The organism is Gloeotrichia echinulata CP02 (assembly GCA_038087035.1).
Classification (GTDB): Bacteria; Cyanobacteriota; Cyanobacteriia; order Cyanobacteriales; family Nostocaceae; genus Gloeotrichia; species Gloeotrichia echinulata.
Genome location: CP051187.1, coordinates 722,917 through 738,408 on the forward strand (window position 1 = coordinate 722,917; position 15,492 = coordinate 738,408).

Here is a 15,492-nt window from a genome sequence, read left to right on the forward strand (position 1 = left end):
TAATTTAATTTTCAGCAATATGACCAAAAATACAGGAAATAATGGCTATTACCGTATCTCAGTAAGGGTTTCAAGCTGATTATTTAATAAATTTAGCACGCTAAGTACGGAAGAGCCAAAAAATATTGTCTCAAGTAATACCAATCTTTAATAACTATAAAATATGTGTATTAGGTGATAGAGAATTTTGCTCTGTTAAACTAGCAAAGTATCTCCAGGGATTGGATGTGTATTTTTGTTTGCGATTAAAAAAGAATGAGTTTTTGCAAGTTGAAAAAGATGTTTTTGTTGAGTTAAAAAATCTGGGTTTAGTACCGGGAGTTTCTTTTTTTATCAAAGGAGTTAAAGTGACAAAGACTCGGGGTTTTATGAGCTTTAATGTAGCGGCTAAATGGAAACGTAAAATCAACGGAGTAGCACCGAAAGAATGATGGTTTATTTTAACAAATTTTGACGACTTAGAGTCGGCAATATCTGCCTATAAACAAAGATTTGATATAGAAGAAATGTTTAGAGATTTTAAAACAGGTGGTTATAATTTAATTTAGAAGAGACTAATGTTGAAGGCAGCCGATTTATTTCTCTAGTTTTACTGATAACGCTCGCTTACACTTCTGCCATGATTCAGGGTCAAAAAATTAAACATAAAGGAATACAAAAATATGTAGCTCGTGTTAAAGAATCTGGTCGCTCTGTGCGGAGACATAGTAGTTTTTATGTTGGCTTGTATGGTCAAACTTGGGTCAATTTCACAGATATTTGTATGGAATTAGTGACAGAATTAATGATAATTAATCGTAATAAGCGCAAGTATTATCAACAAGGATTGAGGGCTATGAAGCTTATCGAGTCTATGTTTTAGCTTATTTCGTCGCCCCCTCAGCATTACTCATTACTCATTACTCATTACTCATTACTCATTACTCATTACTCATTACTCATTACTCATTACTCATTACTCATTACTCATTACTCATTACTCATTACTCATTACTCATTACTCATTACTCATTACTCATTACTCATTACTCATTACTCATTACTCATTACTCATTATGTATAAAAATAGCAGGGAAGGCGAGGGGCAAATCAATTCAAACTGCAAAATTTGACTTGATTTGTCCCCCATCTCCCCTGCTTCTACTTAGGAGTAGTATCGCCTCTAGCTGTTAGGGTGCTAAGGCGTTACCGCGAATCAGACTACCAATGGTCTTGGCTGTAATTTTCAGTTGGGTGATGGGATTGGCTGGGACGACAGTCTTATACAGATAGCTGTCGAAAGTCAGCCGTTGGACATCAAGATCACCGCACATTTCTACAAACGCTTCGCGGGTGGCGTCGGAACGATAGAACACACTTTGCAGGATATCCAAAACCTTGTAGGTGAGTCCGTATTTTTTATCCCAGCGCTTCAAGTAAAGCTTAAGGTCGTTTTCTGTAGGAATACGTTGACCAGCGTTAGAAACTTCCACAATGGTTTCCGCACACATGCGCCCAGACTTAGCCGCAAAGTAAATTCCTTCACCAGAGGACTTTGTAACATAGCCTGCAGCATCTCCCACTAAAGCGACTCTTCCGACCACGCGACGGGGACGGGGATGTTCAGGAATGGGGTGTGCTTCGACTTTGATGATTTTTCCGCCTGCGAGTTTCTCCGAAGCACGGGCGCGGATACCCGCTTGCAACTGTTTTATAGTGGCTTTATGGACTTGCATTGTGCCAGTACCAACAGCTACGTGGTCATATTTGGGGAATACCCAAGCGTAGAAGTCGGTAGAAACGTCATCGCCGACATACATTTCGGCCATGTCATTATAGTATGCCATTTTGTCTTCGGGTAGGCGAATTCGCTCTTGAAAGGCGATCGCATAATTGTAATCCCCAGCATCCATTTCTTTGGCAATGCGGGAATTCGCCCCATCAGCCCCGATCACTAAATCCACCTTCAGGGTTTTGGCAATTCCCTCGGCGCCCCCTTCTGTATGATCAACGTAATGGATCGTATAGGGGTCAGTATTGTTGGTGGGTATATCGAGTTTATGAACGGTGGCATTAATTAAAGTCGCACCTAATTTGGCCGCACGATTCCGCAGGAAGCTATCTAGCACCTCACGACGGCACATTCCTATATATTCATCTTCATTTACCAGATTGATATCCACCTCACGGTTCGAGGGGGAAATCATTTTCATCTTTCGCACGCGGCGATCGATAATCTCTGGTGGTAGGTCAAACTCACTCACCATACACAGGGGAATAGCACCCCCGCAGGGCTTGGCATTGTCTAGCTTCCGCTCAATTAAGTAGGTTTCAATTCCAGCTTTTGCCAGTGTTTCAGCGGCAGATGAACCAGCTGGGCCTGAACCAACAACAGCGACCCTTAGTGTCAAAGGTTTTCTCCCAATCTTGACATTTACCGAAAGCATCCTACCACGGTATTTCGCCTATTTTCTCCCCCAGGGTGAGGGTTTTGTCAGAAATGCAATATTCCTTAATATTGCGATACATAAACTCAGTTGTCATTTGTCATTTATTATTAATCATTTGTCATTTATTATGAGTCAATTCGCCCCAATCCCCAATATGCAAATTTCCTTATTTGATTCCCTGAGCAGACAAATTGGCGTTAGCGCAATTAGCGGCTATCAGAAACACGTTTCACCTCATAAAGGCTTTGTTTGCGCTCATCGGGTGTTATATGGTGGTGAATCCTGCTCTCAATACATCAAGCGGGTGGTTGCGGAAGATGGGTTAAAGGTAGCATTTGTCAAGTCTCGTGAACGATTTCAATCTTGTAAACAAGCTAACCACATTTTGAAATCACAAACCGAAAACACAGAACCAACCGAGGAACAAGAAGAAGAAACGGAACAAAAACCACCAATTTCTGCACCAAGAAATCCTTCATTCATCAACAGTCACGATTGGTGCAGCGTCAGGCTGAGGCTGGGATGGATGCAGCGCCAGATGTGGAAGCGTCGATTAATCAGGCAAGGGGTGGGGGACAGGCGATGGCACCGCAAGCGCCGCAGGCATCGCAGACAACATCCGCGAACCGATGGAGGTGGCGTTTGGCGCAGATTTCAGTGGGGTGAAGGTTCACACGGATGGTCAGTCAGACCAGTTAAATCGGTCAATTCAGGCGCGTGCTTTCACAACGGGGCAGGATGTGTTCTTTCGGCAGGGGGAATATAATCCGGGGAGTCGGGGGGGACAGGAGTTAATCGCGCATGAATTGACCCATGTGGTGCAGCAGAATGGGGGAGCGGTGATCCACTTGAGCCAAACTAATGGGGAAACAAACGGAGAGAAGGGACAAGTGATCGCCCCAATAACGAGATCGGTGGCTAATAATGTGGCTCAGAAGAAAACCCCGGCTCAGGGAGGACCTTTTAAGGAGGTAGCTGTTACAGGCAGTTATCAGGCTCGGGGTGGAAAAAATAAAATGTTTAATTCACGCACTTATCCTAGGAGTCAATTTAATTTTGGTAGCAAAACAAGAAAAGAAGTGTTAAGTCAAGAAAGATATCAGGCAGCATTTACTGAGTCTTGAGATGTGATTTCTGTAACAACTAACGAAGGACAAACTATTAATGTGGCGGCAATCCAGTTAGATCATATAACTTCTTGGCAAGCTATTTCGCAATCGATGGATAACTACAATAATCAACTCCAACCCCGACCAGTGGATGACAGAAATCTGACACCTCTTGAACAAAATCAAGTGTATACGCTTTGGGATGCAAAGATGTATTACAACGATCAGGACAACCTGCAAGCAGGGGTGGCAGCGAATAATGCAGCAGCAGGAGAACAAGGTATGGTGCAGGAAATAAGAAATCCTGTGTTGGATGCTACTCTGAGCACTATTGGCACACAATGGCTACTATTGCAGCAAGCAGTCCAAGCAGTCGTTCCTCATATTCAAGATCCAGTAGATAGTGAAAATGTTCTATCGGAATTACTCAGAATTTCAGAGGAAATGGAGGAGATTAGATCAGGCCTTGGTGTATAGTGCGATCGCCTCCTATTGTAGGGTGCGTTAGTGCGATCGCCTCCTATTGTAGGGTGCGTTAACTGAAAGTACGGCACCGACCTAATCTCAATATTCCGTGCGATCGCCTGATATTGTAGTGCGATCGCCCTCTCTATTCTCACTAAAAATGCGATCGCTGATCTTGAAGTGCGATCGCGGATCTTGTAGGGTGCATTAACGCTGAGAGTACGGCACCTTATTGTTGCTAATATTCGGTGTGTTACGCGATCGCTAACACACCCTACGTTTATCATGGTGCGATGCCTGCGGCGCTTGCGGTGCCATCGCCTGATATTATAGTGCGATGCCTACGGCGGGCTAAGATTGCAAGTTGGTGAGGTACAGATAATTGTAAGGGCATGGCAGTGCCATGCCCTTACCTGCGTACCTCATTTACCTGAAATACGCTGTAATTCAAAACTCCAGGTTTCAACATGGAAGAGGTTTAAGTGCATCGCTGATTTTGTAGTGCGATCTTGTAGCGACTGTCAAAAAAGTGCGATCGTGCGGAGCGCAGTGCCGTAGTGCGATCGCATCTTTTGTAATGTGGGTTGAAGAATCAAACCCAACAAGCTAAAACTTAATGGCAAAATGTATTTTAACGCCAAGTTATGTCTAATACCAATTCAAAAAATCTTTGCCATAAATCGATAATCACAAAAGGCGCAAGGCCTTGCGCCCCCACTTTCACTGTCGCATTCTTCGTGAAAATTGCTATAACCTACTATAAGAAATATATAGATTTGTCAGAGGATGAAGCAATTGAGTAACCTAGATAAAGTTTTAGATGCAGCAATGGAACTGCCTTTAGAGCAGCAAGAAATGCTGGTACAAATTCTCACTAACCGAATTATTGAAAGTCGGCGAGATGAAATAGCCGCAGATGCAGCAGCTTCCATTGCACAATTCCAAGCAGGTAAGCTGAAAGTCCAGACGGCTGCACAAGCCATTCAAGAATTGCGGGAATATCTCAATAACCCAGATGTAGCCGATGTATAGATTGGTTATCACTAGTAAATTTAAAAGAGCATTCCGAAAATTTGCTCGTCGTAATAGTGATTTACAAGCCAGAATAGAAGAAACTATTGCGGCTATGGAACAAGATATATTTGCAGCTAACTTGGGTACTCACAAATTAGAGGGAAAGCTATCAGGGTTGCTCTCATGCTCTTGATGTGTTTCTTAGGAGCTAAGTTGTTTCACAGAAGGCGGAAAAGGTCGAGGAGTGTCAAATCTCAAAAGGATTAACCCACCTCAAATCTTCAACTTGAGAAAAATCATCCTGATTCCGACTCACTAATTGTAAAGAATACTCTAGGGCTGTAGCCGCAATGATGGCATCGGGAACTTTAATTTTCAAGCGTTTGCGAATAGCGATCGTGCGTTCAGCAATTTCGGATGTCAGAGGTAATTCTATCATCCTGGATAGGAGCCGCCGAGCTTGGATATCAGCATCTGTGGATTGTTTAAAGCCTAGCAGTTCAATACGTGAAATAACAGAATAGGCACCCAGTCCAGAAATACCTTGCCTTAAAAGATCTGTTCCAGCCTCAGAGAGCTGATTGTTTAAGTGATAGATAAAAATATTGGTGTCAAAAAGCAATTCCACTGGTTTACTGCTTACTCTCTCCAGTCTAGCTGCCGCTGCCGATTAAGGCTAGCATCAATTTCTTCAATGGGTAGATGCCCCCAACTACCACGTGTTTCTTCTAACAATGTATCAAGATCAACCAAATCAAAGGATGTCTGCAATTCAGGCTCTGGCCTAGCCACTAAACTCACAGTAGCTCGAAGCTGATTTATTAAGTAACCAAGCAGTTTCCACTGTTCTTCTAGGGTAAGCCGTTTTAGGTCACTCATCACTTGTTGCAAAGTTGGGTTCATACCGCTTAAATTTACCAGATATAATCTTAATTCTATGCGATCGCCAGGAAAGTCAAATTCTTACTGACGTAGCCCCATAACCCAACAACGCGATCGCCCCAGAATATATAAACCCAAGATAGGCCAAGATAGGCAAAACCGATGATTCAAGACCTTGATGAAACCATAAAAGAATTACTGACTCAGAAAGTACCGATTGATAACACCCAAATTGAAATCAGATTTGAGATGCCGTTTGATAAAGACTGGGAACCTAAGCCACAGACACCAAAGATTAATCTGTTTCTCTACGACATCCGCGAAAACCACGAATTACGGAGTAATGAAAGATTCCTTACCCGCAACGGGGCAATGGGCACCGAAACCAAAGATCCTGTCCGCATGGATTTTTCCTATATGATTACGGTTTGGTCAAGGGACGTTACCGATGAGCATCGGCTTTTAGGAACTCTTTTGAAAACTTTGCTGCAATATCCAATTCTGCCCCATGAGGTACTCAAAGGAGAATTTGAACTCAACAAGGACAATCCATTGGTGCCGCCCTTGCGTGCTTGGGTAACTCAACCGGAACGAACACCTAATGGCTGGGAATTTTGGACAGCTTTGGAAGGGCGGCTAAAAGCCGGTCTAAGTTACGTGGTGACAGTTCCTATTCAACCCTTTACACCAGTTGATGTACCTCTAGTAACTGAAAAGGTCATCACTTGGAAAAAAGTAGATAGACAAGATTGGAAAAAGACGTAGATCATCATTTTATGTAGCAGTCACGATTTACTGCAACAGGCAAGCACGATTGTCTGTTGTATCGACTTGTGGACGGGAACCCGGTTTGTGTGTGCTGACAGATGTGTCCCATTCGTGATAGGTTAAGGTGATGAACAATTTGTCAATGAGTAATATTGCTGAAAATTGAGTCGAAAATAGGGGTTGAAAACACAATTTTCGCTCTGGCGATGCCTAGGTTGGGCTACGGCTACGCTTAATATTTAGACCGATCATTTATTCAAGCGCTAAAAAAACAGTACAAACGTGAATTGAATACCTCAAATTTTGTTTAAATTTAAGGATAATTACGAATGGTTCTTGCGTACTTAGCGTGCTAAATATGTTGAAAAATAAGCTTGAACTCCTTGCTGGGATAAGATGACAGCCATTATTTACTGCCTTTTAGGTCTGATGATTAAAATTTTGGCTATAAGCGCCTGTAAGCCTTGATTTTAAAACAAAGTTATCGACTGTAATTAAAAATTTAGCACGTTAAGTACGCAAGAACCTAGAATCCCCAATCAGGAAACGCTCGAAAGCTTTATCAACTCGCTGGCAAACATCTTGTAGAACGGTTGAATCTACGCTTTTGAAGTCAAGTAACTCGCCCGACCATTGCACAATGCTCAAGTCTTTTTTGATGGCTGGTAACTGGAGCTTCTGACTGTAATAGTTAGGTCGGTCTAGTAGCTCAGGGAGTTTAGTTACAAAGATTGGACAACTATTTACGGCATGGCGGTTGTTTTCCCACCAAGAGAAGCGTTCACCCAATTGGCGGTTATACCAATACCGACAAATTCTCAACCATTCGTTAAGAATTAGTTTCTGACTTGATTTCGGCTCTAGTCGGTACTGGTAGGTTACTTTCATCCTATTAGCTGAATGGCTATTATGATTTAAAGCTACACCAATAATACCATAATGTTCTTTATTTTTGATGAAAAATGATTTTGTATCGAAAGGTAGATCAGTGAGCGACTTAAAAGCTCACTTGGTTTTGACCACCAAATATAGACGCAAAGCTTTTACTCTAGAAATGTTGAAACGACTAGAGGATATCTTGGTTGACTTGCTCGAAAAGTGGGATTGCAAGTTAGTGGAATTCAACAAAGAAGAAGATCATGTACACCTGCTGTTTCAGTACCACCCGGATTTACAGCTTAGTAAGCTTGTAAATAACATTAAATCTGTTACCTCGCGCAGGTTACGTCAAGAATATGCCGAGCATCTAGAAAAGTTCTTCTGGAAAGATGTATTTTGGAACGGATCTTATTTTGTAGCCAGTTGCGGTGGAGTAACAATTTCAAAGCTTAAAGAATATATTGAGAATCAAAATAGTCCAGAATGAATATGGGTCATGGCTCGACATAGTGATTAATGCTTTTTGGCGTAGCCAAAAAGCATTAATCACTATCTCTCCCCACTCCCGCGCATTCATCTCACACCCATTCGAGTGGGTGTGAGGCTTCTGCTGATCTAGCTAAAAACCACAACCTGGGTAGACTTTGACCTAAATCAAAATGCACCAGCCAAAATTCCCAAACTCATTACCAGCTGGACAGAATTTACCAGAGCTTTTGGGGACTTGATTGGTGTAGCCCCCGCTCCGACTCCCAGTGGGACTCCCGCTCCGACTCCCAGTGGGACTCCCGCTCCGACTCCCACTGGGACTCCCACTCCTGCGATTGATGAAGGTCATCGGCGGTTAGCCCATGCAGTTTATGGATTTTTCAACAATGGTGGTAGCCGCTGTTATGTAGTGCGAATTACAAAAGATGAAGACCTATCAAAAGCATTAGATGAGTTTGCAAGAATTGATGAGATTGCTCTGGTAGCAATGCCGGGAAGAACCGAGGACTCCATTCGCGATCAATTGGTAACTCACTGCGCCCAGACAGGCGATCGCTTTGCGATTCTAGATGGTCCGCCAACAGCGGAAAATCTGAATGACTTAACTACAATACCTGCTGCAGATCCTAAAGGTAAGATGCCGAAAAGAACCGACCTAGCAGCATGGTATTTTCCTTGGATTAAAGTTTTTGATCCAGCTACCAAATTGCAAAATATCCAAAATCCTAATGATAGTGGCTTGCTGGAAGTACCACCTAGCGGTCACATAGCGGGAATCTATGCGCGTGTAGACACCGAACGCGGTGTCCATAAAGCTCCAGCTAATGAAGCAATTCTTGGTGCTTTGGACCTTACCCAAAAAATCAGTAAAGCTGAACAAAATGGATTGAACCCGAAGGGGGTTAACTGTATCCGAGTGCTGAACGACAATATTTTGGTGTGGGGCGCACGCACGGTTGGCGGAGAGGATAACTTTGACTTGAAGTACATCAACGTCCGCCGCACCTTGCTGTATTTGCGAGAATCTATCGACGAAGGCACCCAGTGGGTTGTATTTGAGCCAAATACCCCAGACCTGTGGAAGAGAATTACTCGTAATGTCTCAGATTTCCTCACCGTTGTCTGGCGTTCCGGGGCACTCTTTGGCACCACTCCCCAGCAGGCATTTTACGTCAAATGCAATGCCGAAACCAACCCTCCAGAAGAGCGGGAATTAGGCAGGGTAATTACGGAAATTGGGGTAGCGATTGTCCGTCCGGCTGAATTTGTCATCTTCCGCATCAACCAGTTTACTGCTAACACTCCCAGCTAACTGCTGCGTTTTAAAGTCCCTTGAGAACAAAGGAAGCTGCAAATGCCAACAGTCTATAAGACTGCACCGCAAGCAGGAGTTTACTGACTACTTCCAGAGTCCTTCTGGGAACTACTATTTGGCAGATACCATCACTGGCTTTTTTGAGAATGGCGGTACACGTTGCTATATAGTTCGCGCCGATTTCAATCAAAACCCGGAAGATGCCCTGAAGCAGGCTTTGAAAGACCTAGAACCCCTGAACGACCTCGACTTGGTGGCAATTCCCGATGCTATGACCCTGACCGAATCAGATGCCATCATCCGGGTGCAGCAAGAAGCACTCTCCCACTGCGCTATACTAGGCGATCGCATTGCCATACTAGATGCTAGGCGCAGCGACATGGGAGACATTAAAACCCAAGGCGCTCAACTAACGGCAAATCAACAAGAACCCCTGAACGGGCTACTATACTTCCCTTGGCTGAAAAATGTCCAAGGTCGCTTAGTTCCACCCTGCGGACACATTGCCGGAATTATTGCCCGTAGCGATCGCACTCGTGGAGTATTCAAAGCCCCAGCCAACGAAGAAATCTTCGATGCCCTCGATTTAGATGTTACCGTTGACAAAACCTTACAAGACGAATTGAATCCCCTTGGTATCAATTGCCTACGGGCTTTTCCAGGTAGAGGCATTCGCGTCTGGGGAGCGCGGACACTCTCCCAAGATGTCAACTGGCGTTACATCAACGTCCGTGCCCAGAGAACAAATTACTTTACCAAGTGTAAAGCAATCAAAAGCGCCATCATATGCCGCGATCGCCAAACCCGTAACGCAAATAAACACTTCAGAACCAAGTTTAGAGCAATCAAAAGCGCCATCATATGCCGCGATCGCCAAACCCGTAACGCAAATAAACACTTCAGAACCAAGTTTAGAGCAATCAACAGCACCATCATATGCCGCGATCGCCAAACCCGTAACGCAAATAAACACTTCAGAACCAAGTTTAGAGCAATCAACAGCACCATCATATGCCGCGATCGCCAAACCCGTAACGCAAATAAACACTTCAGATTCTTCCCCCTCAGGTAAATTTCGCGTTACCCGCAAAGCAATTCCCTTACCCAACATAAAAGCAGGGGAAGAACAGGTGCAGTCTTTGCAGGGGGAAATTCCTATACAATCCTCTAAACTCTCAAATCAATTACCTGTAGCCGGAGAAATTGCATCCACACTGCATCAATTGTCACAGCCAGAACAATCGCTGATTTTACCTAAACGTATTGGTTCTTGCGTACTTAGCGTGCTAAATATGTTGAAAAATAAGCTTGAACTCCTTGCTGGGATAAGATGACAGCCATTATTTACTGCCTTTTAGGTCTGATGATTAAAATTTTGGCTATAAGCGCCTGTAAGCCTTGATTTTAAAACAAAGTTATCGACTGTAATTAAAAATTTAGCACGTTAAGTACGCAAGAACCAATAATTCATCTGTGGCGATCGCCAGAGAAATTCCCGCAAGTGCCAACTTTGGCGGAGAGCATAACATGATTTGGCGTAAAAGTGATAACACAACCACATCGGAGAAGTTTTTTTCTGGTGTCACCAATAGCAACACTCAACCTGGAATGCCGAGAGCAATCAATTCAGGGAGCGATCGCCACGGGTATATTGCCCGTACAATGTCAAGCACATCCAGCCCTACATCTGATGGTGCGGCTGAGACTGAGAATACACCATTGCAGACATCAAAACCAGATCGTGAAATAAATGTGGCACAGATCGCCGAACAGGTGAGCCGCATTCTCAGTCGTCAATTAACCGTTGAACGTGAACGTCGGGGGATGAGCAAATGACATTAGCAAAATTGACAATTGAACCGCTACCACCGTCAAAAAAAGACTGGGGCTAATTATCGGGGAAGGGGTTTGTCTAGGTCGCCCGGATCTGCGGTCTGGCAAAGTAATCGAAATTACCAGTGTCGGCGAGCGATTTAGCGGTCAATATTACGTCACTAGCACCAGCCATCGCTATGGGGGGCGAGGCTACTATACCCATTTCACCGTTCAGAGGAACGCCGCATGAATTTATTTGATGTGTTGATTGACACGGAAACACGAGAAGCGATCGCCAATCGTATTTTCGGGGTAGTGATTGGAATTGTTACCAATAATCAAGACCCAGAAAAATTTGGCCGGGTAAAAGTAAAATTTCCTTGGCTGAGTGATGACGATGAAAGCTACTGGGCACGCATTGCCACGCCAATGGCAGGTAAGCAAATGGGCATTTATTTTCTACCAGAAGTTGATGACGAGGTGCTAGTTGTTTTTGAACAGGGTGACATGAATTTTCCCTACATTATTGGTGGTTTGTGGAATGGTGAAGATCGACCTCCGCTGACTAATGAAAATCTTAAAAACAACGTCCGCCTAATTAAATCCCGCAGTGGTCATGTGATTCGCCTAAATGACGAAAAGGGCAAGGAAACTATCGAAATTATCGACAAAAGTAATAATAACAAACTCGTATTTGATACAACCACAAATACTATCACCATCCAAACAGACAAAGATATTAAACTATCTGCTCCCAAAGGCACTATTTCGCTAGATGCTAAAGAAATAAAAATCAACTCTTCCTGTAATACCAACATCACAGCTGGCAAACCAGGAATGAATATCACCGCAATCGGTACGATGAGCTACTAAGAAGACCCGTTCGTTGGACAATTCCTGTTAGCCTTTCAAAAGGTGCTACTGGGAGTTGATGATACAGTTCCCATTTTAAAGGATGACATTAAATTTCAGCCACTGGAACAAGCGATCGCCTCAATTGCCACCCTTTTTGATCCAAAAAGCACGCCAAAAGAATTTCTTAACTGGCTGGCTGGCTGGGTTGCTCTGAGTCTTCGCGATGACTGGGAACAAGAAGCTCAACGTCGATTTATTAGCCGCATTGTCTCTCTCTACAAACAGCGGGGGACAAAAGCGGGTATGACAGAGATGCGGTTCTTGCGTACTTAGCGTGCTTAATTATCAATTAAAGTCTATAAATTTGCTTTAAAAGTAAGGCTTACAGGCGTTCATAATTTAATTTCTAGCAATATGATATAAAATACAGAAAATAATGGCTATTATCTTAGCTCTGCAAGGGTTTCAATCTGATTATTTAATAAATTCAGCACGCTAAGTACGGAAGAGCCAAATTTTTTAAGTTTTAGTGTGGTGGCTGGTTCACCTTGGGCTTATTTAGCTTAAACCGCAAGAAGCCTCTCACCGAAGCGAAGGGAGGTGATGAGATGAATGGCGGGGCGGCGACGAGTTGACCCCCGACCTTTATCAACCGTCAGGTTGATCAGGGAGTGGGGTCGGGGAGGAGTCGCCATTTTTAACTTTGAGCGAGTCTATAAAGTCTTCAACTACATGAGTCATAGTTTTATCGTTTTGACTTGCATATAACCGTAGCTTATTCAATCTACGTTCTGATATTCTTAAATTTAATGCTTTGTTTTTCATACTTGCCTATACATTGTCTTTACGTTTATGTTATCCTATGTGTAGGTCGAAAACAAAGGAAAAAAATGAAGACATCATACCAGTACAAAATCAAGCCAACTAAAGAGCAATCAGCGAAAATAGATAAAACATTAGAAATGCTGCGTTGTCAGTACAATTATTTGTTGGCTCAAAGGTTTGACTGGTATGAAATGAATCGCTGCCCTATTGATAGATGTCCATTAATTTGTCACATACCAGAATTAAAAGAACAACCATTATACTACGCTCAAAAAGCGTCTTTGGTTCAACTTAAAATAGATAGACATTGGTACAAAGAGATTCACTCTCAAGTATTACAGGAAGTACCTAAAAAAGTTGAATTAGCTTTTGATAGATGGTTAAAATGTGACGTTAGCGGGAAGAAGTCTGGTAGACCTAGATTCAAGGGAAAAGGGCAATATAAAACTTTTACTTATACTCAATTCAAACAGCATCACTTTGTTAAAAACAAAATCACTCTGTCAAAGATTGGGGATGTTAAAGTAATTGTTCATCGACCAATACCCGATGGATTTGATATTAAAACCGTATCTGTTACCAAAAAAGCAGATGGCTATTATGTAACCTTGAGCCTTGATGACAAGACGGTTCCCACAATTAAGTCCGATTTCAATCCTGATAATATTGTTGGAATTGATGTAGGTTTGATTGATTTTTATGTAGCTGATGACGGTTCTAGAATTGCTGCACCAAAACATCTACGCAAAGCTGAACGTAAATTAAAATCAGCACAGCGTAAGGTATCAAGACGTAAAAAAGGTTCATTACGTCGTAAAAAAGCTATTCAAAAATTGGGCAAACAACATAAAAAAGTTGCCGATACTCGCAGAGACTTTCACTTTAAAATAGCCAAGTCACTGCTTGACAAATATGATGTTGTTGCTGTTGAAAAGTTGAATATCAAAGGACTCGTTAAAACTAGACTGGCTAAAAGTATTAATGATGCTGGTTGGAGTCAGTTTGTAAGAATACTTTCTTTCAAAGCCGAAAATGCTGGTTTAAAAGTAATAGCTGTAAATCCAAATGGCACAAGCCAAGAATGTTCTAACTGTGGTAACAAAGTTAAAAAAGCGTTATCCCATTCGCGAAGCGTGTCGTAGACAAGAATGCACAATTGTCCTGTTTGTCATACAAGTTTGTGCAGGGATTTGAATGCGGCTATAAACATAAAGAGCCGTGGGGGACACGGTCTTAAAGCTCAATTAATGTCCTCGTAGAGGAGTCGTTGAGAAGCCTACACTTACTGCGAAGCAGAAGTGTAGGAGATGTCACTACCTGGATCAATTTTATTTGGTAGTTATATTCATTAATTAGGTTGTTGCGCTTTAGCGCTCCCTTCATCCAGAGCGCTATTAACGCAGCTTTCCCGTAGGGTAGCGTAACTACAAACAAATCAAATAACCGAAGATTACCGTTTAGGTAACATAGGCAAATAAATTATATCGGTAATCTTTCACGATTAAGGAATTAATTCACGATTGGTCGTTTTTGTCAACTATACCCCAGCGCTTTGTTGATTTTTGTAAATCAATGATTTGATAAATCTCGTCAAATTTGCCATTTTTAGCGAAAAAATTAGTTTTTTACTACAAGTATTACATCCTCAAATGCTTGATTTTACGTGGAAAATTATTTTTAGTCAGACGCTCCCGTTATTGTGACTTTTTCATATTACATTATCAAAAGCCGATTATTGCGTCAAATAGTTGAGAATAGAGTCAATTATGATAAAACTTAACTTAAATGTAACTGAATGTAACTGTTTATAAAGATTGGAAAATACAAAAAACTCAATTTTCCAGCAATTGTAATTAATTAAAGTTATCTATCCGCCAGGATGATTCACAATTAAGCCGCTATATGCTATGTGTTTTTGCAAAAACCGTCTCAATACCAATTCCCAGCGTAGTTAATCCTGAAGATTTAATATTGGAATTAAAATCAATTTGCTGTGGTACTCAGCTAAATTAAAATATTTGGAGTTCTGTCACCCTGTGTTTACTTCTCCATTTCCTACGATCAACGCCCTCAAACAACCCAGCAGTTCGGCTTGGGTAAAACAGGCGATCGCCAACTTAGACATTATTTTGCTCGACCATTCCCACTGTGAACGCAAAGCAGCAGGTGTGGCGTTAAATTTTATGTTTCGTTACCCTTCTAATACTAGAATGGTACGGGAGTTAACAGCGATCGCTCGTGAAGAACTAGAACACTTTGAACTAGTTAACCAATGGCTAGAACGCCGGAATATACCCTTGAAAACATTGTCCCCGCCTCCCTATGGTGCTCTTTTAAAAGCCGCTGTTCGCCCCAAAGAACCTGAGAGGTTTTTAGATTCTTTACTTGTGACAGGTTTAATTGAAGCTCGCAGTCACGAACGCCTAGGGCTATTAGCTACAAACTGTCCAGAGCCAGAATTAGCCAAATTTTATCACAGTTTAATGGCATCAGAGGCGCGGCACTACGGTATATATTGGGTTTTGGCTGATACCTATTTTCACCGTGAAATTGTCATGCAACGACTAGATGAATTGGCAATAATCGAAAGTGATCTGCTGCTAACTTTGCACCCAGAACCTAGAATTCATAGTTAGTAGACTAACGC

At 42.4% G+C, this 15,492-nt stretch carries 18 protein-coding genes and 1 pseudogene; 15 read left to right on the plus strand and 4 right to left on the minus strand.

The window, feature by feature from the left end:
* Window positions 1-119: 119 nt before the first annotated feature.
* Window positions 120-862: pseudogene (locus HEQ19_03170) on the plus strand (IS4 family transposase).
* Between the two features lie 307 nt (window positions 863-1,169).
* Here the strand turns inward: HEQ19_03170 and chlP are convergent.
* Entirely contained in the window at window positions 1,170-2,390 is a 1,221-nt protein-coding gene (chlP, locus tag HEQ19_03175; GenBank protein WYL98672.1) for a geranylgeranyl reductase, read from the minus strand.
* A gap of 166 nt (window positions 2,391-2,556) precedes the next feature.
* Here chlP and yidD point away from each other — a divergent pair, with 166 nt between their 5' ends.
* The 4 genes from yidD (at window position 2,557) to HEQ19_03195 (ending at window position 5,035) form a co-directional block, all read left to right on the plus strand.
* Complete coding sequence (gene yidD, locus HEQ19_30640) at window positions 2,557-3,195, plus strand: membrane protein insertion efficiency factor YidD (GenBank protein WZI67098.1); 639 nt, start codon at window positions 2,557-2,559, stop codon at window positions 3,193-3,195.
* Window positions 3,196-3,277: 82 nt separating this feature from the next.
* Window positions 3,278-3,553 carry a hypothetical protein gene (locus HEQ19_30645; GenBank protein ID WZI67099.1) on the plus strand — a complete coding sequence of 92 codons (276 nt, stop codon included), beginning with the start codon at window positions 3,278-3,280 and terminating at the stop codon, window positions 3,551-3,553.
* Between the two features lie 3 nt (window positions 3,554-3,556).
* A complete protein-coding gene (locus HEQ19_03190) occupies window positions 3,557-4,015 on the plus strand; it encodes a hypothetical protein (GenBank protein ID WYL98673.1) in 459 nt (152 codons plus the stop codon).
* A gap of 774 nt (window positions 4,016-4,789) precedes the next feature.
* Window positions 4,790-5,035, plus strand: coding sequence for a hypothetical protein (locus HEQ19_03195; protein ID WYL98674.2), 246 nt, complete (start codon window positions 4,790-4,792; stop codon window positions 5,033-5,035).
* Window positions 5,036-5,264: 229 nt separating this feature from the next.
* Here HEQ19_03195 and HEQ19_03205 read toward each other — a convergent pair whose 3' ends face one another.
* Together HEQ19_03205 and HEQ19_03210 are read right to left on the minus strand one after the other, a co-directional pair.
* Window positions 5,265-5,645, minus strand: a complete 381-nt coding sequence (locus HEQ19_03205) for a type II toxin-antitoxin system VapC family toxin (GenBank protein ID WYL98675.1) — start codon at window positions 5,643-5,645, stop codon at window positions 5,265-5,267.
* Between the two features lie 11 nt (window positions 5,646-5,656).
* On the minus strand, window positions 5,657-5,920 hold the full coding sequence (locus tag HEQ19_03210; GenBank protein WYL98676.1) for a hypothetical protein: 264 nt from the start codon (window positions 5,918-5,920) through the stop codon (window positions 5,657-5,659).
* Between the two features lie 141 nt (window positions 5,921-6,061).
* Here HEQ19_03210 and HEQ19_03215 point away from each other — a divergent pair, with 141 nt between their 5' ends.
* The gene (locus HEQ19_03215; GenBank protein ID WYL98677.1) at window positions 6,062-6,664 is read left to right on the plus strand and encodes a DUF4255 domain-containing protein; all 603 of its coding nucleotides are present in this window, start codon (window positions 6,062-6,064) and stop codon (window positions 6,662-6,664) included.
* Window positions 6,665-7,177: 513 nt separating this feature from the next.
* Here HEQ19_03215 and HEQ19_03220 read toward each other — a convergent pair.
* Window positions 7,178-7,555 carry a helix-turn-helix domain-containing protein gene (locus tag HEQ19_03220; protein ID WYL98678.1) on the minus strand — a complete coding sequence of 126 codons (378 nt, stop codon included), beginning with the start codon at window positions 7,553-7,555 and terminating at the stop codon, window positions 7,178-7,180.
* Between the two features lie 67 nt (window positions 7,556-7,622).
* Here HEQ19_03220 and tnpA point away from each other — a divergent pair, with 67 nt between their 5' ends.
* From tnpA to miaE, 9 genes are all read left to right on the plus strand, one after another.
* Window positions 7,623-8,033, plus strand: a complete 411-nt coding sequence (tnpA, locus tag HEQ19_03225; GenBank protein WYL98679.1) for an IS200/IS605 family transposase — start codon at window positions 7,623-7,625, stop codon at window positions 8,031-8,033.
* 237 nt (window positions 8,034-8,270) lie between these two features.
* A complete protein-coding gene (locus HEQ19_03230) occupies window positions 8,271-9,347 on the plus strand; it encodes a phage tail sheath subtilisin-like domain-containing protein (GenBank protein WYM03232.2) in 1,077 nt (358 codons plus the stop codon).
* Between the two features lie 118 nt (window positions 9,348-9,465).
* Window positions 9,466-10,422, plus strand: coding sequence for a phage tail sheath subtilisin-like domain-containing protein (locus tag HEQ19_03235; GenBank protein ID WYL98680.2), 957 nt, complete (start codon window positions 9,466-9,468; stop codon window positions 10,420-10,422).
* Window positions 10,423-10,480: 58 nt separating this feature from the next.
* The gene (locus HEQ19_03240) at window positions 10,481-10,684 is read left to right on the plus strand and encodes a hypothetical protein (protein WYL98681.1); all 204 of its coding nucleotides are present in this window, start codon (window positions 10,481-10,483) and stop codon (window positions 10,682-10,684) included.
* Between the two features lie 139 nt (window positions 10,685-10,823).
* Window positions 10,824-11,186, plus strand: a complete 363-nt coding sequence (locus HEQ19_03245) for a hypothetical protein (GenBank protein ID WYL98682.1) — start codon at window positions 10,824-10,826, stop codon at window positions 11,184-11,186.
* Window positions 11,187-11,411: 225 nt separating this feature from the next.
* A complete protein-coding gene (locus tag HEQ19_03250) occupies window positions 11,412-12,038 on the plus strand; it encodes a phage baseplate assembly protein V (protein ID WYL98683.1) in 627 nt (208 codons plus the stop codon).
* Between the two features lie 42 nt (window positions 12,039-12,080).
* Complete coding sequence (locus HEQ19_03255) at window positions 12,081-12,353, plus strand: phage tail protein (protein WYL98684.1); 273 nt, start codon at window positions 12,081-12,083, stop codon at window positions 12,351-12,353.
* A 557-nt stretch (window positions 12,354-12,910) separates the two neighbouring features.
* Window positions 12,911-13,987, plus strand: a complete 1,077-nt coding sequence (locus HEQ19_03260; protein ID WZI67100.1) for a transposase — start codon at window positions 12,911-12,913, stop codon at window positions 13,985-13,987.
* 894 nt (window positions 13,988-14,881) lie between these two features.
* Entirely contained in the window at window positions 14,882-15,481 is a 600-nt protein-coding gene (gene miaE, locus HEQ19_03265) for a tRNA isopentenyl-2-thiomethyl-A-37 hydroxylase MiaE (protein WYL98685.1), read from the plus strand.
* Window positions 15,482-15,492 lie beyond the last annotated feature (11 nt).